19 protein-coding genes are annotated in these 17598 nt (G+C 64.5%); 14 read left to right on the forward strand and 5 right to left on the reverse strand.

The window, feature by feature from the left end:
* The first annotated feature begins 59 nt into the window (after positions 1-59).
* From WG900_RS17515 to WG900_RS17535, 5 genes are read left to right on the forward strand one after another with little or no spacing between them, the layout of a single operon-like run.
* Complete coding sequence (locus tag WG900_RS17515) at positions 60-395, forward strand: arsenate reductase (protein WP_417598377.1); 336 nt, start codon at positions 60-62, stop codon at positions 393-395.
* Positions 374-994, forward strand: a complete 621-nt coding sequence (gene pnuC, locus WG900_RS17520; RefSeq protein ID WP_339969216.1) for a nicotinamide riboside transporter PnuC — start codon at positions 374-376, stop codon at positions 992-994. The genes WG900_RS17515 and pnuC overlap by 22 nt, the downstream gene beginning before the upstream one ends.
* Positions 991-1506 (forward strand): ATP-binding protein, encoded by a 516-nt coding sequence (locus WG900_RS17525; protein ID WP_339969218.1) that lies wholly within the window; start codon positions 991-993, stop codon positions 1504-1506. Before pnuC ends, WG900_RS17525 begins: the two co-directional genes overlap by 4 nt.
* Before the next feature lie 56 nt (positions 1507-1562).
* Entirely contained in the window at positions 1563-1763 is a 201-nt protein-coding gene (locus tag WG900_RS17530; protein ID WP_339969219.1) for a hypothetical protein, read from the forward strand.
* Entirely contained in the window at positions 1760-2401 is a 642-nt protein-coding gene (locus tag WG900_RS17535) for a hypothetical protein (protein ID WP_339969221.1), read from the forward strand. The genes WG900_RS17530 and WG900_RS17535 overlap by 4 nt, the downstream gene beginning before the upstream one ends.
* Here the strand turns inward: WG900_RS17535 and ubiG are convergent.
* Positions 2379-3107, reverse strand: coding sequence for a bifunctional 2-polyprenyl-6-hydroxyphenol methylase/3-demethylubiquinol 3-O-methyltransferase UbiG (gene ubiG / locus WG900_RS17540; protein ID WP_339969223.1), 729 nt, complete (start codon positions 3105-3107; stop codon positions 2379-2381). The two genes, WG900_RS17535 and ubiG, sit on opposite strands and share 23 nt — an antisense overlap.
* Before the next feature lie 85 nt (positions 3108-3192).
* On the opposite strand from ubiG, the gene WG900_RS17545 reads away from it, so the two are divergent.
* A complete protein-coding gene (locus WG900_RS17545; RefSeq protein ID WP_417598382.1) occupies positions 3193-4461 on the forward strand; it encodes an aspartate kinase in 1269 nt (422 codons plus the stop codon).
* 265 nt (positions 4462-4726) lie between these two features.
* Here the strand turns inward: WG900_RS17545 and katG are convergent, their stop codons facing one another.
* Both katG and WG900_RS17555 read right to left on the reverse strand, forming a co-directional pair.
* Complete coding sequence (katG, locus tag WG900_RS17550) at positions 4727-6925, reverse strand: catalase/peroxidase HPI (RefSeq protein WP_339969225.1); 2199 nt, start codon at positions 6923-6925, stop codon at positions 4727-4729.
* Between the two features lie 285 nt (positions 6926-7210).
* Positions 7211-7753: a DUF2306 domain-containing protein gene (locus WG900_RS17555; protein ID WP_339969228.1), complete on the reverse strand. Its 543-nt coding sequence runs from the start codon at positions 7751-7753 to the stop codon at positions 7211-7213.
* A 157-nt stretch (positions 7754-7910) separates the two neighbouring features.
* Between WG900_RS17555 and WG900_RS17560 the strand changes: the two genes are divergently transcribed.
* The 3 genes from WG900_RS17560 (at position 7911) to WG900_RS17570 (ending at position 10231) form a co-directional block, all read left to right on the forward strand.
* The gene (locus WG900_RS17560; RefSeq protein WP_339969230.1) at positions 7911-8720 is read left to right on the forward strand and encodes a LytTR family DNA-binding domain-containing protein; all 810 of its coding nucleotides are present in this window, start codon (positions 7911-7913) and stop codon (positions 8718-8720) included.
* Between the two features lie 96 nt (positions 8721-8816).
* Positions 8817-9797 (forward strand): NAD(P)H-dependent flavin oxidoreductase, encoded by a 981-nt coding sequence (locus WG900_RS17565; protein ID WP_339969397.1) that lies wholly within the window; start codon positions 8817-8819, stop codon positions 9795-9797.
* 35 nt (positions 9798-9832) lie between these two features.
* The gene (locus tag WG900_RS17570; protein WP_339969232.1) at positions 9833-10231 is read left to right on the forward strand and encodes a VOC family protein; all 399 of its coding nucleotides are present in this window, start codon (positions 9833-9835) and stop codon (positions 10229-10231) included.
* On the opposite strand, the gene WG900_RS17575 is transcribed toward WG900_RS17570, so the two are convergent.
* The gene (locus tag WG900_RS17575) at positions 10232-10711 is read right to left on the reverse strand and encodes a protein tyrosine phosphatase family protein (RefSeq protein ID WP_339969234.1); all 480 of its coding nucleotides are present in this window, start codon (positions 10709-10711) and stop codon (positions 10232-10234) included.
* 49 nt (positions 10712-10760) lie between these two features.
* Between WG900_RS17575 and WG900_RS17580 the strand changes: the two genes are divergently transcribed.
* The 5 genes from WG900_RS17580 (at position 10761) to WG900_RS17600 (ending at position 15735) form a co-directional block, all read left to right on the forward strand.
* Entirely contained in the window at positions 10761-11636 is an 876-nt protein-coding gene (locus WG900_RS17580) for a dienelactone hydrolase family protein (protein ID WP_339969236.1), read from the forward strand.
* An 87-nt stretch (positions 11637-11723) separates the two neighbouring features.
* Positions 11724-12644 carry an SPFH domain-containing protein gene (locus tag WG900_RS17585; protein ID WP_339969237.1) on the forward strand — a complete coding sequence of 307 codons (921 nt, stop codon included), beginning with the start codon at positions 11724-11726 and terminating at the stop codon, positions 12642-12644.
* Entirely contained in the window at positions 12641-13090 is a 450-nt protein-coding gene (locus WG900_RS17590; protein ID WP_339969239.1) for an NfeD family protein, read from the forward strand. Before WG900_RS17585 ends, WG900_RS17590 begins: the two co-directional genes overlap by 4 nt.
* A 39-nt stretch (positions 13091-13129) precedes the next feature.
* Complete coding sequence (gene msrB / locus WG900_RS17595) at positions 13130-13525, forward strand: peptide-methionine (R)-S-oxide reductase MsrB (protein ID WP_339969241.1); 396 nt, start codon at positions 13130-13132, stop codon at positions 13523-13525.
* A 146-nt stretch (positions 13526-13671) separates the two neighbouring features.
* Positions 13672-15735, forward strand: coding sequence for a transglycosylase domain-containing protein (locus WG900_RS17600; RefSeq protein WP_339969399.1), 2064 nt, complete (start codon positions 13672-13674; stop codon positions 15733-15735).
* Positions 15736-16006: 271 nt separating this feature from the next.
* On the opposite strand, the gene WG900_RS17605 is transcribed toward WG900_RS17600, so the two are convergent.
* Positions 16007-17539: a Do family serine endopeptidase gene (locus WG900_RS17605; RefSeq protein WP_339969401.1), complete on the reverse strand. Its 1533-nt coding sequence runs from the start codon at positions 17537-17539 to the stop codon at positions 16007-16009.
* Positions 17540-17598 lie beyond the last annotated feature (59 nt).

The raw sequence follows: 17598 nt of genomic DNA on the forward strand, positions 1-17598 counted from the left end.
CTGACTGGCACCGGAGCGGTGCGGGGCAGAGTGGAAAGGGTTTTGCAGTGACGGTTACGATGTTCGGAATTCCCAACTGCGACACGGTAAAGAAGGCCCGCACCTGGCTGGACGGGCAGGGCATCGCCTACACCTTCCGCGACTACAAGAAGCAGGGCGCCGACGCTGCACAAGTCGCGCGCTGGTGCGACGTGGCGGGCTGGGAAAAGGTGCTCAACCGCGCCGGCACCACCTTTCGCAAACTGCCCGAGGCGGACCGTGAAGGCTTGGACGCTGCCAAGGCCGTGGCGCTGATGGTCGCCAACCCGAGCTGCATCAAGCGCCCCATCGTCGAGCATCCCGCTGGCCTTCTGGTCGGCTTCAAGTCCGATGAATGGACGGCGGCCTTCGCATGATCGTCAGCCCCGAAACGCTGTTCTGGCTCGAATGGGCGGCCGCGGGCTTTGGTGTGATGAACATCGCGCTGCTCATCTTCCGCAGCCACTGGAACTACCTGTTCGGGCTGGTCATGGTGGCGCTCTATTTCTTCGTCTTCTGGGAACAGGCACTGTTCGCCGAGGCTGTGCTGCAGGTGTTCTTCTTCGCCGCACAGGGCTGGGGCTGGTGGCTTTGGCTGCGCGTTGGCGGCGATGACCACAAGGTCGAGGTGCGCTGGCTCGATTGGCGCAGCCGCTGGGTCTGGCTGGTCGCGATGGCGGCTATCAGCGTCAACCTATCGTGGCTGATGGAGAAGTACACCACCGCCTCGGCCCCGTGGATCGATACGCCGATCGCGGTGTTCAGCGTCGGCGCGCAGATCCTGCTCGCCTTCCGCCGGATCGAGAACTGGGTGCTGTGGGTGGTGATCGATATCGTGTCGATCTGGCTCTACATCATGCGCGACCTTGAACCGACCGCCGGGCTCTATGGCGGCTTCCTTGTGATGAGCCTGTTCGGCCTGAAGGAATGGACCGAAGCGGCGCGCAAGACCCCCGAGGCCGAGCGCTTCGCGTGATTGCCGTCTGCTTCCATGGGGTTGAAAGCACCGGCAAGTCATTGCTGGCGGCAAAGCTCTCGGCTGACCTTGGGTGCGCGTGGGTGCCCGAATATGGCCGCGAATATTGCGAAGCGCATGGCACCGACCTGACCATGGCGGACCTGCTCGCCATCGCCGAAGGACAGGCGCGCGCGGTTGAATCGGCTGCGGCGAAGCGGCCCGCGCTGTTGATCCTCGACACCGATCAGTTGATGACTGCCGCCTGGGCGCAGATGCTGTTTGGCGATGTGCCGCCGGTGCTGATGGCCTATCCCAAGGCGGACCATTACCTCCACTTCGCCGCCGACGTGCCGTGGATCGATGATGGTACCCGCTTTTTCGGCACGGCAGGCGAGCGCGCCCGGTTCGATACCATCGCCCGCGCCGTGCTGGTCGATGCCGGGATCACCGCACTGGAAATAGCCGGAGACTGGGCAGAACGCGAGGCGGGAGTGCGGCAGGCACTGGCAGAATTCCGCGCCAAGGCTTGACCTTTCGGCCAAAACGCGTTTTGCATTCGGCCAAATCAAAAGGGCGGCGCAGCACCATGGATTTCTTCAAGGCACTCATCCCCGGCACGATCCTGACCTTGGTCGTCAGCGCGATTTTCGGCTCGGCGCGGTCGAAGGCCGGATACCTCAACGTGTCGCATGAAATGATCCAGGGCGTCGGCTTCTACTGGTCGTGGACGCTGTTCATTGCCTCCACCCTGCTGGCCTGGGCGATCTTCGCCATGTCGCCGAAATGACCTTGCGTGGTTGGGCGCTGGCGGCAGCGCTCGTTCTGTCCGGGCCGGCGATTGCTGCCCCGTCCGATGCACCGGGTGACACCGCCCGCGCCAAGGCGGTCATCACCCGTACCAAAACCACCGGCACGACCTATGCGGTCTATACCTGGACGGTGATCCGGTTGAAAGGCGCGGAACCGGTCGAGGAATGGTCGGCCGAGTTCAATTCCGGCAAGCTCCACCGCGTCGAGACCCCGCGCGACCGGGTGGTGGCCAATTGCCAGCGCAAGACCGCCGCGCATTATTCGCTGACCGATGGCACCACCAAGTCCGGCGCGGCGATTGCCAACACCGCCTGCGGCATCGCTTATGACGATGCGATCCGGCAGATCGCCTGGCTCGGCAAACATCCGTCTCCCTGGGGCGAGGTTGACCGGGTGCGGCTGTGGGGTGCCGGGCTGATCCGCACTTATGATGTGACCAAGGCCGGCGTCATCGTTTCAAGCACTTTCGCGCCGGAGGACAATCCCGGCAAGGCGATGCTCGAAATGAGGACAGTGGCGCTCGAAAAGCGACTGCCGAAAGGCGCGATCTTCTCACGCGCCTCGCTGGCGCGCAGCGTGGTTGCGATGAAGTTTACTCTGCCGCCACGGCCGTGACGATGTAGTTCAGCGCGAGGTCGGCCGAAAGGTGCAGGCCGCGCGTCGGCGACCACGAAATGCCCCTGGGTTCGCGCATCACCATTCCGGCATTGGCCAGCAGATCGCGCAGTTCATCGGGCGTGGCAAAGTCGCTCCAATTGTGCGTACCGCGCGGCACCATGCCGAGCCGCTCTGCCCCTTCGACCAGCAACAGCTTCGATTGCGGCGTGCGGTTGGGGCAGGAGAGGACCATGAGACCGCCGGGAGCCAGAGCGCCGGCCAGCGCCGCGATGAAAGCGGGCTTGTCGGCCACGTGCTCGATCACTTCCAGCGCGGTGACCAGATCGAATCCGGACAGGCCCAGCGCGCCGATCTCGCCGCAGCGATAGTCGATGGAAAGGCCGCCGCCCGCGGCGTGGGACTTCGCCGCGGCAATGTTTTCTTCTGCCGCATCAACCCCGGTTACCGCTGCGCCCAGCCGGGCGAGCGGTTCGCACAGCAACCCCGCACCGCAGCCGACATCGAGCGCACGCTTGCCCGAAAGGGGCCGGATCGCGCGGGAATCGCCGCGCCAGTGGTGGTCCACCGCCTCGCGCAGGAAGGCCAGCCGCACCGGGTTCAGCTTGTGGAGCATGGCGGATGAGCCCTTCGGGTCCCACCAGTCCGCCGCCAGACTGCCGAAATGCGCAGCTTCGCTTTCCCTGATCGTTGTTGCATTCGCCATGCGCCCTTCCTAAAGCGCCCCCGCCGCGCGGGGAAGGGCTTGCGCGCAAGAATCTTACGATTGTCGAACCCTAAGGAGCCTCAAATTGGCCCGCATCGTGATGAAATTCGGCGGCACCTCGATGGCCGGCACCGAGCGCATTCGCCGCGTCGCGCGGATCGTCCAGCGCCAGCAGGCGGCTGGCCATGAAGTGGCGGTGGTCGTCTCGGCCATGTCGGGCGAGACCGACCGGCTGGTGAACTTCTGCCGCGAGGCGGACCCGCTTTACGATCCTGCCGAATATGACGTCGTCGTGGCTGCAGGCGAACAGGTCACTTCTGGCCTGCTGGCCATGCACCTGCAGGCGATCGGCGCCAAGGCGCGCTCGTGGCTCGGCTGGCAATTGCCGGTGCGGACTGACGATGCCCATGCCAAGGCACGGATCGAGGGGATCGATTCCGACGCACTGCTTGCATCGATGGCGGCGGGCGAGATTGCCGTGATCCCGGGCTTTCAAGGCGTCACCGCCGGAGGCCGCATCACCACGCTGGGGCGCGGCGGATCTGACACGTCTGCGGTTGCCGTGGCAGCAGCCATCGGCGCCGACCGCTGCGACATCTACACCGACGTTGACGGGGTCTATACCACCGACCCGCGCATCGTCGCCAAAGCGCGCAAGCTGAAGTACGTGACCTATGAGGAAATGCTCGAACTGGCTTCGGTCGGCTCGAAGGTCCTCCAGACCCGCTCGGTCAGCCTTGCCATGAAGGAAAAGGTGCGGGTTCAGGTGCTCTCGTCATTCATTGACGACGATGCCCCCGCCGCCGACACCATCCCCGGAACCATGATCGTCTCTGACGAAGAACTAGAGGGCATCGATATGGAACGCCAGCTCATCACCGGCATCGCCGCCGACAAGAACGAAGCCAAGATCACCCTGACCCGCATTGCCGACCGGCCGGGCGCGGTGGCGCAGATCTTCGGTCCGCTGGCGGCTGCCAATATCAACGTCGACATGATCATCCAGAACATCGCCAAGGACAAGGGCGAGACCGATGTGACCTTCACCGTCCCCGGCGCCGACCTTGCCCGCACGCAGGCGCTGCTGGAATCGCAGAAGGAAGCGATCGGCTATTACCGCATGATCAGCGACGGCAAGGTCGCCAAGATCTCAGTCGTCGGTGTCGGCATGAAGAGCCACGCCGGCGTCGCCGCCACCATGTTCCGCAGCCTCGCGGACCGCGGGATCAACATTCAGGCGATCTCCACCAGCGAGATCAAGGTATCAGTGCTGATCGACGCGGACGAGACCGAACTCGCCGTCCGCGTGCTGCATTCGGCCTATGAGCTGGACGCGAGCGACGAGGCGGCTTGAGGCTGCTTGATCCTCCCCAGATTTGCACAGCACATCTGGGGAGGTGGCTCGTCCAAAGGACGAGACGGGAGGGGCATCGGAGCGCTGGCAAAGAACCCCTCCGTCACCGCTACGCGGTGCCACCTGCCGATTTACACTTTGTGAAAATGGAGAGGATTTGGGCGCGAATGCGCTCGCCACATAAAACCCCGCCCCCGGGCTTGTGAACCGGGGGCGGGGGCGACCCGGGCGGCAAGGAGGCAGCCGCCGGGCTATTGCGTGACGCTCAGATCAGGTCGAAGCGGTCGGCGTTCATCACCTTGGTCCAGGCCTTGACGAAGTCGGTTACGAACTTCGCTTCGTTGCCGTTCTCGGCATAGACTTCGGCAATCGCGCGCAGTTGTGAGTTGGAACCCAAGACCAGGTCGGCGCGGGTGGCGCGCCAGGTCTCGCCGCCGCTGGTGCGGTCGGTGGCGATGAACTCCTCCTCGTCGCTGCCCTCGGCCGCTTTCCAGACGTTGGTCATGCTCAGCAAGTTGACGAAGAAGTCATTGGTCAGCTCGCCGGGGCGGTGCGTGAACGATCCGTGGCCGCGCCCGCCGTGGTTGGCACCCAGCACGCGCAGGCCGCCGATCAGCACGGTCATTTCCGGTGCCGAAAGCCCGAGCAGCGATGCCTTGTCGAGCATCAGTTCCTCGGTCCGGATCCGCAGCTTCTTGGGCAGGTAATTGCGGAAGGCATCGGCCTGCGGTTCAAGCACGGCGAAGCTTTCCGCATCGGTCAGCGCTTCGCTGGCATCGCCGCGTCCGCCGACGAAGGGCACGGTGATCGCGTGACCCGCCGCCTTGGCCGCCGTTTCCACGCCGACCACGCCGCCCAGCACGATGGTATCGGCGAGCGACAGCGATGTGCCGGCGCGCAGGTAATCGAGCTGGACGAGGACCTTGGCCAGTTCAGCCGGCTCGTTGACTTCCCAGTCCTTCTGCGGGGCAAGGCGAATGCGCGCGCCGTTGGCCCCGCCGCGGTGGTCCGAGCGGCGATAGGTGCTGGCCGAGGCCCAGGCGGTCTTGACCAGCTGGCTGACCGACAGACCCGAACGCGCTATCTTTTCCTTCAGCGCGGCGACTTCGCCCTCTGTCGGCAGGGTGCCGGCGGGGACCGGGTCCTGCCAGATCAGGTCTTCGGCCGGCACTTCGGGGCCGAGGTAGCGCGCCTTGGGTCCCATGTCGCGGTGCGTCAGCTTGAACCAGGCGCGGGCGAAGGCATCCTTGAAGGCTTCGTGATCGGTGCGAAACTTCTCCGAGATCACGCGCAGTTCGGGGTCCATCTTCAGCGCCATGTCGGCCGTGGTCATCATCGTCGGCACCTTGACCGAGGCGTCCCATGCCGCCGGGGCCATGTCTTCGGGCTTCTGGTTCACCGGCTGCCACTGGTGCGCGCCGGCTGGGCTCTTGACCAGTTCGTAGTCGTAATCGAGCAGCAGGCGGAAATAGTTGGCCGACCATTCCGTGGGTGTGTTCACCCAGCTGCCTTCGATGCCGCTGGTGATGGTGTGGCGGCCCACGCCGCTTTCGTAGGTGCTGAGCCAGCCAAGGCCCATCGCGGTGATGTCGCCGCCTTCCGGCGAGACGCCGACCAGCGAGGCATCGCCTGCGCCATGCGCCTTGCCAAAGGTGTGCCCGCCGGCGGTGAGCGCGACGGTTTCCTCATGGTTCATCGCCATGCGTTCGAAGGTGATCTTGATGTCGCGCGCCGATTGCAGCGGATCGGGAACGCCGCCCGGACCTTCCGGATTGACGTAGATCAGGCCCATCTGGATCGCCGCGAGCGGGTTTTCGAGGTCTGCCTGATCGTCAGGACGGATGCGGGTGAGGTTGCCTTCCTCGCCCACCCACTTTTCTTCCTGGCCCCAGTAAATGTCCTTCTCCGGCTCGAAAACGTCCTTGCGGCCGCCGCCGAAGCCGAACACCGGCCCGCCCATCGATTCAATCGCGACATTGCCCGCCAGGACGAACAGGTCAGCCCACGAGATGTGCTTGCCGTACTTCTGCTTGATCGGCCACAGCAGCCGGCGCGCCTTGTCGAGGTTGCCGTTGTCGGGCCACGAATTGAGCGGGGCGAAGCGCTGCTGTCCGCTGTTGGCCCCGCCGCGGCCGTCTGCCGTGCGGTACGTGCCGGCCGCGTGCCAGGCCATGCGGATGAAGAACGGGCCGTAGTGGCCATAGTCCGCCGGCCACCACGGCTGGCTGTCGGTCATCAGTGCGGTCAGGTCTGCCTTGAGCGCATGATAATCGAGCGCGTTGAACGCCTCGGCATAGTCGAAGTCGGCGCCCATCGGGTCCGCCGGACCATAGGGGGCGAGGAGGTCCACGGCGAGGGCATCGGGCCACCAGTCGCGGTTTGTGCGGCCCAGCAGCGCGCGCACGCCGCCATCGTTGTGGAAGGGGCAACTGCCGCCGCTCATCTTGCCGGTATTTGCGTTCATGATCCTGCTCCTGCGAAATGTGATTCGGTATGGAGCAATGATGGCGCATGTCATTGATCGATGTCAGCGATCAAACATGGTTTCTATAGTTGAGGAAAGCGATTAGTCTCGCGCCGTCGCATCCTACCGGTCAAACGGTAACCCGCCCGCGGTTTGCACCCAGGGCAGGAGCGACTCGACGGGCCCGGGCTTGCCACCCGTGGCTTGGGAACGCCCCCGCAGAGCCGTGATCGGTTGCAGGATGCCACCCCTTTGCGGCGATCCGGGCCGGAGCAAGGATGGTTCTCAGCCGAGCAGCCACGTTCCCATCAGGCGATCGGGCAGGAAGGAAAACAGGCCGGGCAGGGCCAGCGCGCCCAGATAAAGGCCCATGAGCGCTTTGCGGTGGCCGGCAATGTCACCCCGGCGGATCGTGGCAACGGCCTGCCATGCACCGTGAAGCGTCAGGGGCACGAACAGGTGGATCGGGCTGAACTGGCCGTCGTTGGCCTGCCGGATGAACAGGGCGGACAGCGCGGTAACGACCATCAGCAGCACCCAGATCTTGCCCAGAAACTTGTGGCGCGGCGTGCCCTTGCGTGACAGCATCAGCCACGCACCCAGCGGCACGGCGGGCAACACGGCGGCCACGTGGATCGCCACGGCTACCAGATGCGCGCCGGGATGATCGGGTGAGAGGCCGGCGGCATAGCGGATGATTGCCAAGGCGCATGCGGCGGTGAGGCCCGCCCCGACAAGACCGACAGCGGCGCGGGTGAGCGGGCCGAGCTCAAGCGATGTATGGCGCGGTGCGGTGTGGCTGGACGTTGCAGGAATGGTGGCGGTCATGGTCAGGCTCTCCGGTCAGGTGGCGAACCCGTCCTGCCGCGCTGCCGTTCGCGGGCAAGCGCGCTTGCGGGAAAGGTTCCCCGCCTTGCGCGAATGGTGCGGGAAACCTGGCGCTTGCCACTTTACGAAGCGCGAACGGGCGCTAGTTCTGGCTGGGATGACCGACAGTTCCACCGCAGCGAAGGCACCGCATCCCGCGCGGCAGGTCATCATCGACCTTGCGGTGATGACGCTCATCGGTTTCGTGCTGGCGTTGATCGGGCCGTTCGGCAGCTTTGCCGCGCCGTTTCCGCAGCGGCTGATCTACTGGCTCGGCCTCGCCTGGGCGGGCTATGCCTGTTACCGGCCGATTGGTGGGCTGACCGCGCGGCTGGGCCCGGTGCTTGACCTGCCCGAATGGTCGCTGTGGCTGATCGCCTGCCTGATCGCGACCGTGCCGATGACGATCGTCGTCTGGCTGGTCAGTGCCATGCCGGGGCCGCTGGTCGTGCCACCGGCGGGGGCATGGATCGAAACCTATGGCTATGTGCTGGCGATTGGCGGCATGGTGACGATGGTGTTCTACCTCGTCCAGTCGAAGCCCGTCGCGCCTGAGCCTGCGCCTTCCGCCATGCCGCAGCCGTTGCCTGTCGCAGAGGTTGCAGCGCCCCCGCCGCAGCCGCGCCTGTTCGAACGCCTGCCGCCGGGGCTGGGGACCGATCTCGTCGCGCTGGAGATGGAGGACCATTACCTGCGCGTTCACACCGCGCTGGGGTCCGACCTCATCCTGCTGCGGATGCGCGATGCCGTGGCTGAACTTGATGGCATTGACGGCGTTCAGGTCCATCGCAGCTGGTGGGTGGCGCGCGGCGCGGTTCACGGCGTGGAGCGCGATGGCCGCAATGTCCGCCTCGCCCTGGCGCGCGGGTTGAGCGCCCCCGTCGCACGCAACATGGTGCCGGTGCTCAAGACAGCAGGCTGGCTGTGAACAATTGGAGCAGGGCTAGGCGCGGGGCCAATGCTTGCCTATAGGCGCGCGACGACGATCAGGGGGACCTAAGTGTACGACAAGACCCATGCGCTGATGCAGCGCGGCATCGAATTCCTGGGCAGCGAGCACGCGATCCTGTGCGGCGCCATGTCGTGGGTATCTGAACGCAATCTCGTTTCGGCGATCAGCAATGCCGGTGGCTTCGGCGTGATCGCTTGCGGCGCGATGACGCCTGAACTGCTCGATGCGGAAATCGCCGCGACCAAGGCGCTGACCTCCAGGCCTTTTGGCGTCAACCTGATCACCATGCATCCCGGGCTGTTCGACCTGATCGCGATCTGCGCCAGGCATCAGATCGGCCATGTCGTGCTTGCCGGCGGCATCCCGCCCAAAGGCAGCATCGAGGCGCTGAAGGAAGCCGGCGCTAAGACCATCTGCATTCCGCCGACCCTGGCACTGGCTAAGAAGTACCTGCGCTCGGGCGCCGACGCGCTGGTGATCGAGGGTATGGAAGCCGGCGGCCACATTGGCCCGGTTTCGACCAGCGTGCTGGCACAGGAAATCCTGCCCGAGCTTTCCGGTGACCATCTGGTCTTCGTGGCGGGTGGCATCGGCCGGGGCGATATGATCGCCTCCTACCTTGAAATGGGCGCAAGCGGCGTCCAGCTCGGCACGCGCTTTGCCTGTGCGACCGAATCCATTGCCCATCCCGATTTCAAGAAGGCCTTTTTCCGCGCCAATGCCCGCGATGCGGTTGCCTCGGTCCAGGTCGACCCGCGCCTGCCGGTGATCCCGGTGCGCGCGCTCAAGAACAAGGGTACCGAGGAATTCACCGCCAAGCAGGTCGAAGTGGCCAAGCTGCTCGACGAGGGCAAGGTCGACATGGGCGAGGCGCAGCTGCAGATCGAACACTTCTGGGCCGGCGCGCTGCGCCGCGCGGTGATCGGCGGCGATGTCGAGAATGGCTCGCTGATGGCTGGGCAGTCGGTCGGCATGGTCACCTCGGAAGAGCCGGTCGCGCAAATCATCGCCGCGCTGATGGAAGAGTGTGAAGCGGCGCTGGCCCGCCGCTGAGTTCTGCGCCAGACTGGCGGGCAGGGAGAAATTCCATGACCGCCCTCGGCCTCGATCACGTCAATATCCTCACCGAAGACCTGCCAGCGACAATCGCATTCTATAATGACGTGCTTGGGCTGATCAGCGATCCAACAGTCTTGGCAGGCATCGGCATGGCCGGAACCTGGCTGCGCGATCCGGAGGGGCGGCCAATTGTCCACGTCGTGGTCAAGGACGGCACCCGTTCTGCCTATGATACCTACATCGTCGGCCAGCCGACCGGTGCGGTGCACCACGTTGCGTTCCGATGCCGTGGCTTTGACGAGACAATTGCGCGGCTGCGGGATCAGGGCCTCGACATTGCGGTCAATGACGGGAACTACAACCTTCGCCAGATCGTGCTCACCGATCCCAACGGCATCCTCGTCGAGATGAACTTTCCCGGCGACTGATTACCCACCCGCCTCGATAAACCGCGCCCATGCCGCCGCGCCGGGGTAATCGTTCGTCTCCGGCTCCCACTGACGTTTCATCATGGCGCGGGCCTTGCCTTCGTCCATGCCCAGCACGTCGCGGTGCCAGCGATAAAACATGGCCGATACACGCCAGTTCATGATGCAATGCACGTGGAGTGGGCGGGGGGCGGCTTCCACGGCTTCGCGAAACGCCGCGAAGTGGACATCTTCCGGCGCATCGAACGGCACCGGGATATGGCTGTAGCCCATGCCGCGCGCCGCAAACCGCTCCGCCGCATCGGGCAGGACCTGCGGGTGATCGCCCATCGCCAGATTGACCACGTGCCGCACGCCGAGCGCAGCCAGCGCATCGAAGTCCGCCGGTTCGAGATGGCCGGACGTGGTCACCTCCTCCGACAGGCGCTGCCAGCAGGCGATGTGCACCGGGTCGCCGGGATCGTTTGCGCCGTCTTGCATATGCCTCGCACTACCATATGTTGATGGCTGTTCCATCGGGAGACTGGCCATGTGCGATGATTTCACCCTTGAAGCGGATAAGGCCGCGCTTTCTCGGCGCAAGTTCGGCATCATGGGCGGCGCGGCGGTGGTCACGGCGGGCTATGCGACGGCGGCACAGGCTGGATTCAGGATCGCCAAGGGCGGCGTGGCCCTGACCGAACGCATGGTCGAAATTCCGACACCCGATGGCATCTGCGATGCGTTCTTCGTCCATCCCGCCAAGGGCAAGCATCCCGGCGTGATCTTCTGGCCCGACATCGGCGGCTTGCGCGATGCCAAGAAGCAGATGGCGCGGCGGCTGGCGGCGCAGGGCTTTGCCGTGATCGCGGTCAACCAGTATTACCGCGCGGGCAAGAGCCCGGTGCTGGCCTCGTTCTCCGAATGGCGCACGCCCGAAGGTCAGGCCAAACTCAAGCCGATGATCGCCACGGTCACAGCAGAGGGCGTTTCGCTCGACAGCAAGGTCTTCGTCGCCTGGCTCGACCTGCAAAAGGCAGTCGACAAGAAGCGCGGCATCGGCAGCGAGGGCTATTGCATGGGCGGGCCGTTCACTGTCCGCACGGCCGCGGCCAACCCGGGCCGAGTGCGCGCCGCTGCATCGTTCCACGGCGGCGGTCTGGTGGGAGACAAGCCCGATAGCCCCAGTAAGCTGCTGGCGAAGACCAAGGCCAGCTACCTTTTCGCCATTGCCCGCAATGACGATGCCCGCTCCCCCAGGGACAAGGATGCGCTGAAGGAAGCCGCGGCCAAGGCCGGACGTCCGGCAGAGATTGAAGTCTATGCCGGCGACCACGGCTGGACCGTCCCCGACTCGCCAGTCTATGACAAGGCCGCGGCTGACCATGCGTTTGAGCGGCTGCTGGCGCTCTACGAGAAACTGTAAACGCTGCGCTCTTGCCTTTCCGATTCCGCTTGCGGGGCTAAGCGCCGGCGCTAGCATGGCGGGCGTGATGCAACGGAGGAGAGCGTGATGGGCGAAACCTTGCTGGCCCTGCTGGTTCTGGTGTTCCTGTTCCTGCTGATGGGTGTGCGCGTCGTTCGGCAGGGCTATGTCTATACGATCGAGCGGCTCGGCCGCTACACGCTCGCCGCGCAGCCCGGGCTGCACGTCATCGTGCCCTTCGTTGACCGGGTTGGCCACAAGGTCAACATGATGGAGCAGGTGCTCGACATCCCTGGGCAGGAGATCATCACCAAGGACAATGCGATGGTCGGGGTCGATGCCATCGTGTTCTTTCAGGTGCTCGATGCCGGCAAGGCGGCTTACGAGGTGTCGAACCTCTATGTCGCGATCATGCAATTGACGACGACCAACCTGCGCACCGTGATGGGTTCGATGGACCTCGACGAAACGCTGTCAAAGCGGGACGAGATCAACGCCAAGCTGCTGATCGTCATCGATCACGCCACCGCGCCGTGGGGGGTGAAGATCACCCGCATCGAGATCAAGGACATCCGCCCGCCCGCCGACATTTCCAACGCCATGGCCCGTCAGATGAAGGCCGAACGCGAAAAGCGCGCCAACATCCTTGAGGCCGAGGGCCTGCGCGCCAGCGAGATCCTGCGCGCCGAGGGTGAGAAGCAGGGCCAGATTCTCCAGGCCGAGGGCCGCAAGGAAGCCGCCTTCCGCGATGCCGAAGCGCGCGAACGACTAGCCGAGGCTGAAGCTGCCGCAACCCGTGTGGTGTCCGAGGCGATTGCTACGTCCGGCACCCAGGCGCTCAACTACTTCGTGGCGCAGAAATATACCGAGGCGGTTGCCGCCTTCGCCAATTCGCCCAATGCCAAGACGATCCTGTTCCCGGTTGAGGCCACACAGCTGATCGGCTCGCTTGGCGGGGTTGGTGAACTGGTGCGCGATGCGCTGGGTTCACCGAAGGACAAGCCATGACCGACTGGCTGAACAGCCTCGACCCGCACTGGACATGGCTGGCCATAGGCCTTGTCCTGGCGGCGGCGGAGATCGCGGTTCCGGGGTTTTTTCTGATCTGGCTGGCAGGGGCGGCAGTGATTACCGGGCTGGTGGTCTGGATCATGCCGATCTCGATTGCCTTGCAAGTGCTGCTGTTCGCTGTTCTTGCGCTAGGTTTCGTCATGGCGGCGCGGCGCTGGCTCAAGACGAACGAAATCGAAGGCGCGGACCCGGCGATGAACGATCGCGGTGCGCGACTGATTGGCGAGATCGTCCAGATCACCCACGCCATCGACAACGGCACCGGCCGCGCCAGCCACGGCGATACCGAATGGCTGGTCAAGGGTCCTGACGCGGCGCCCGGCACCAAGATGCGGATTTCCGGCCATGATGGCGCCGTGCTGGTTGTCGAGCATCTCCACTGATCCCATATGGCTTGCTGGCGGTAGGCCGCGGAGACGACGATGACGGACAAGGCAAATCTCAGCGAAGCCGAATGGCGCGAAAAGCTGACTCCCGAACAGTACCACGTGCTGCGCGAAGGCGGCACCGAACGCGCCTTCACCGGCAAGTATGAAAGCAACAAGCAATCGGGCCTGTACAAGTGCGCCGGTTGCGGCGCGCCGCTGTTTGCCAGCGAGACGAAGTACAATTCCGGCTCCGGCTGGCCCAGCTATACCGCGCCGGTCGAAGGCGATGCGGTCGAGGAACTGCGCGATACCGCGCACGGCATGGTCCGCACCGAAGTGCGCTGCGCCAAGTGCGAAGGCCATCTCGGTCATGTGTTCCCCGATGGGCCGGGACCGAATGGGCTGCGCTATTGTATCAATTCGGCCAGCCTCGATTTCGAGCCAGAATGACCTGAACGAGACGATTTGCAATTAACGCTACGTTGCGATTGCCCTAGGTAGGGGGCAGGGACGGGCGGCACTTTTTCCGCCAGAGGTAGGGAACGCACGAAAATATGGCACGCAGCGCCATCAGGCAACGTTTCGGTGCACCCGGTATGCCCACGCCCCCTCCGCACCCGCCGGGCAAGCAGAAGAAAAAGCGCGGCTGGTTTCGCAAGCTGCTGATCTGGGGTTTTGCCTTGGCGCTGCTCGGAGCGATCTTCCTTGGCGTGGCCGTGGCGGTGACGGCGAAATCGATCCCCAGCTATGAGGAACTCAAGCGCAGCCAGTCCGGCCAGACCATTCTGGTGCGCGCGCGCGATGGCAGCGAACTGTTCAACATGGGTCCCAGCTATGGCAAATGGGTCCCGATGGGGTCGATCCCAAAGGTGATGCCGGCAGCCATGACTTCGGTCGAGGATCGGCGTTTCTATAGCCATCTTGGCATCGATCCGCTCGGCCTGATGCGCGCGGTCTATGTCTCGATCACCAGCGGCAAATCGATGCGCGCCACATCGACGATCACTCAGCAGCTGGCGCGAAACCTGTTCCTCAACAACAGCCGCACGATGACCCGCAAGCTGAACGAAGCAGTCTGGGCCATGGCGCTGGAGGTGAAGTTCTCGAAGGACGAGATCCTCGAGCTTTACCTCAACAAGGTCTATTTCGGCGGCGGCGCCTATGGCATCGATGCCGCCAGCCGCAAGTTTTTCGGCCATGCGGCGGAAGAGATCACCCTGCCCGAAGCGGCGATCATCGCCGGCCTGGTCAAGGCGCCGTCGCATTATTCGCCCACTGCCGATGCCAAGGCCGCAGTCGATCGCGCCAAGGTCGTGCTGCAGACCATGGTTGAAAACCAGGCGATCACTGCGTCGCAGGCCAGTTCGCTCGACCTCGCCGCAATCAAGTTCGCGCCTGAGGGCGGCAAGAATTCGGTGCGCTATTTCACGGACTGGGCACTGCCGCAGCTCGACATCCTGGTGCCGGAAAATACCGACCCGATCGAGGTGTGGACCACGCTCGATCCCGGAATGCAGGAGGTGGCGACCAAGTCGATCATCGCCAATGTGCCGAAGGGCGCACAAGGTGCGCTGGTTTCGATGGACCGCGACGGCGCAATTCTGGCGATGGTCGGCGGTACGGATTACGTAACCTCGAACTACAACCGCGCGACGCTGGCTGTGCGCCAGCCTGGATCGGCGTTCAAGCTGTTCGTCTATCTCGCCGCGCTTGAAGCCGGCTACAAGCCTGACGATTCCGTGGTCGATGAACCGGTGACGATCGACGGCTGGACGCCGCGCAATTCGGGCGGCACTTTTGCCGGACAGATCGACGTGCGCACCGCCTTTGCCTATTCGAAGAACACCGTCGCCGCGCAGCTGGGCAACGAGGTTGGCTTTGGCGCGATTGCCGGGGTCGCCCGCCGGTTCGGCATCACCACGCCGACCAACACCATGCCTTCGATGGTGCTCGGATCGTCCGAAGTGCGCGTGATCGACATGACCCGCGCCTTTGCCACAGTCTCGGCCAAGGGCGTGCCGATCGATCCCTATGGCATCAGCAAGGTGGTGACGACTGACGGCCGCACAATCTATCAACGCGCCGCACCCACCGCCCAGCCGATCGTGCCGCAATATGTCATCGCCGGCATCACCGACCTGCTGCAGTCCGCCGTCAGCATCGGCACTGGCCGCGCTGCTCAGATCGGCCGGCCTGTCGCTGGCAAGACTGGCACCACCACGTCAAACAAGGATGGCTGGTTCCTTGGCTTCTCCAGCGGGATCACCACTGGTGTGTGGATGGGGCGCGACGATGCCAAGCCGGTCGCTGGCCTGCAGGGCGGCACCGCTCCGGCGCGCGCCTTTGCCCAGTTCATGAAGTTCGCCGTGGCCAAGCGCCCGGTCGAGAAGTTCGATACAGAGCTGAAACTGCCGGCCTGGCAGCTTGAGCCCGATGACGAACAGATCCTCGCCGCGCCTTCGGACTATTCCTTTGTCGACGAGCAGGGCAACCTTATCGAGCCGCAGGAAAACCAGCGCCCGCGCCCGGGTGATGAACCCGGCCGCCCCGAAGACGCCGGCCTGCCGCCGCGCGCGGCAAACGATGACTTCCTCAACGAGGCAACCGGCAAGGAAGGCGTCCGCGTCCGCCGGGGTGAGCAGCCGCCACCGGGGAATTGAGGGTTCTCGCACGGTGGCGAGGTGCTTCAAAAGGGTCAGAGGGGGTTGGCTATCTCAACCTGCCTGGCCTTCGCATAATCCGTCACCCCCGCGCAGGCGGGGAGCCATCTGAGTAACTGGGATTGTGAAACGCCTGCCTGGATGGGTCCCCGCCTGTGCGGGGACGACGGCAAGCGAGGCGGGTGAAATGCTTTGATCACCCACATCCAGGCCATAAAAACAAACCCCCTCCCGTTGCGGGGAGGGGGTCATTTTTCGGCTGCGCTGGTAACTAGCGCAGGCGGATCGGAATATAGGCCGCTGGCTGGCCGCGACGCTGGATGCGGAGCAGCACGGCGTTGCGGTTCGATGCCTTGGCTTCGGTAATGATCGCTTCCAGACCGGCGACGGTGGTGACCGGGCGGTAATTGGCGCTAAGTACGATGTCGAAACGCTGCAGACCCTTTGAACCTGCGTCGGACGAACCATCGACCGCCGTGATGACCAGACCCTGCGTACCCTGCGCTGCGCCAAGCTGGGTGGCGATCTGCGGGGTCACCGGCACCACGGCAAGGCCGAGCGCCTTCTGGATGATGCTGTCGCCCTGCTTGTCACCCTGAGCGAAGGGATCGGCCGCATCGCCGCCCTGCTGGCCGAAGTTCTCGAGCGCGAGCTGTTCCTCGGTCGGGCGCTTGCCGACGGTCACGGTCAGCGTCATGCGCTTGTTCTCGCGGATGATGTCCAGCGGGATGCGCGTGCCCGGCGCGGTGTTGGCGACGATGTAGGAAAGCGTCTGTTCTGGCGTTACGTCCTTGCCGGCCACCTTGAGCACGATATCGCCCGGTTGCAGCCCGGCTGCGGCGGCAGCGCCGCCGGCAACCACGCCCTGGATGATTTCACCGCGCTTGTGCGCAATGCCGAGCGAATCGGCGACGTCCTCGGTGACCGGGGCGATCTGCACGCCCAGATAGCCGCGCTCGATGGCAATGCCCTTGATCAGCTTGTCGATGATCGGCTGAGCAATCTCTGTCGGGATGGCAAAACCGATGCCCACCGACCCGCCGGTGGGCGAGAAGATGGCGTTGTTGATGCCGATCACCTGGCCCTTCATGTCGAACAAGGGCCCGCCCGAATTGCCACGGTTGATCGAGGCGTCGGTCTGCAGGTAGCGGTCATAGGCGCCGCCTGCCCCGGTGTTGCGGTAGACCGCGGAGACGATACCGGCCGTGACCGTGCCGCCAAGGCCAAAGGGATTGCCGATAGCGATCACCCAGTCACCCACGCGGGAATCGCGGCTATTGCCCATCTTGACGAACGGCAGCGGCTTGGCCGCGCTGATCTTGAGCACGGCAAGATCGGACTGCGCATCCTTGCCGATCAGCTTGGCCGGATATTCGGTGCCATCGGGCATGGTGACGGTGATCGATTCAACCTGACCGCCTGCGCCCTCGGCACTGATCACATGGTTGTTGGTGACGACAAAACCGTCGGCCGAAACGATGAAACCCGAACCCAGTGACTGCGCTTCACGCGTTTGCGGGCCATTGCCTTGTCCGCCGCCGAACAAGTCACCGAAGGGCGTGCCGGCAAAGGGATTGGTAGTCGCCACACGCACTTTCTGGCGGGTGGAGATGTTGACCACCGCAGGCTGCAACTGCTGCGTCAGTTCAGCGAAGCTGCCGGGAGCCCCGGCGCGCGGCACGATCTGGCCCATCTGCTGGGCATCGTTCTGGGCAACCTGCGCCCCGGCGGGTACGCCGGTGGCCAGCGAAATCGCGGCGCCGCCAAGCAGCAGGGCCGACGTCACTCCATAGACACATTTCACGGGCTTCACGTCCTCTGGTTTCCTTCGTCTTTGTCTCGTGTCCCCAACGCCGGATTCAC

It is taken from the genome of Novosphingobium aquae, from assembly GCF_037572715.1.
Lineage (GTDB): Bacteria > Pseudomonadota > Alphaproteobacteria > Sphingomonadales > Sphingomonadaceae > Novosphingobium > Novosphingobium aquae.

What these genes read in the sequence shown, in the direction of transcription:
- WG900_RS17515 (WP_417598377.1), top strand. Translation starts at nt 60, where the DNA reads ATGTTCGGAATTCCCAACTGCGACACGGTAAAGAAGGCCCGCACCTGG.
- pnuC (WP_339969216.1), top strand. Translation starts at nt 374, where the DNA reads ATGGACGGCGGCCTTCGCATGATCGTCAGCCCCGAAACGCTGTTCTGG.
- WG900_RS17530 (WP_339969219.1), top strand. Translation starts at nt 1,563, where the DNA reads ATGGATTTCTTCAAGGCACTCATCCCCGGCACGATCCTGACCTTGGTC.
- WG900_RS17535 (WP_339969221.1), top strand. Translation starts at nt 1,760, where the DNA reads ATGACCTTGCGTGGTTGGGCGCTGGCGGCAGCGCTCGTTCTGTCCGGG.
- ubiG (WP_339969223.1), bottom strand. Translation starts at nt 3,107, where the DNA reads ATGGCGAATGCAACAACGATCAGGGAAAGCGAAGCTGCGCATTTCGGC.
- katG (WP_339969225.1), bottom strand. Translation starts at nt 6,925, where the DNA reads ATGAACGCAAATACCGGCAAGATGAGCGGCGGCAGTTGCCCCTTCCAC.
- WG900_RS17555 (WP_339969228.1), bottom strand. Translation starts at nt 7,753, where the DNA reads ATGACCGCCACCATTCCTGCAACGTCCAGCCACACCGCACCGCGCCAT.
- WG900_RS17560 (WP_339969230.1), top strand. Translation starts at nt 7,911, where the DNA reads ATGACCGACAGTTCCACCGCAGCGAAGGCACCGCATCCCGCGCGGCAG.
- WG900_RS17565 (WP_339969397.1), top strand. Translation starts at nt 8,817, where the DNA reads ATGCAGCGCGGCATCGAATTCCTGGGCAGCGAGCACGCGATCCTGTGC.
- WG900_RS17570 (WP_339969232.1), top strand. Translation starts at nt 9,833, where the DNA reads ATGACCGCCCTCGGCCTCGATCACGTCAATATCCTCACCGAAGACCTG.
- WG900_RS17575 (WP_339969234.1), bottom strand. Translation starts at nt 10,711, where the DNA reads ATGCAAGACGGCGCAAACGATCCCGGCGACCCGGTGCACATCGCCTGC.
- WG900_RS17580 (WP_339969236.1), top strand. Translation starts at nt 10,761, where the DNA reads ATGTGCGATGATTTCACCCTTGAAGCGGATAAGGCCGCGCTTTCTCGG.
- WG900_RS17585 (WP_339969237.1), top strand. Translation starts at nt 11,724, where the DNA reads ATGGGCGAAACCTTGCTGGCCCTGCTGGTTCTGGTGTTCCTGTTCCTG.
- WG900_RS17590 (WP_339969239.1), top strand. Translation starts at nt 12,641, where the DNA reads ATGACCGACTGGCTGAACAGCCTCGACCCGCACTGGACATGGCTGGCC.
- msrB (WP_339969241.1), top strand. Translation starts at nt 13,130, where the DNA reads ATGACGGACAAGGCAAATCTCAGCGAAGCCGAATGGCGCGAAAAGCTG.
- WG900_RS17600 (WP_339969399.1), top strand. Translation starts at nt 13,672, where the DNA reads ATGCCCACGCCCCCTCCGCACCCGCCGGGCAAGCAGAAGAAAAAGCGC.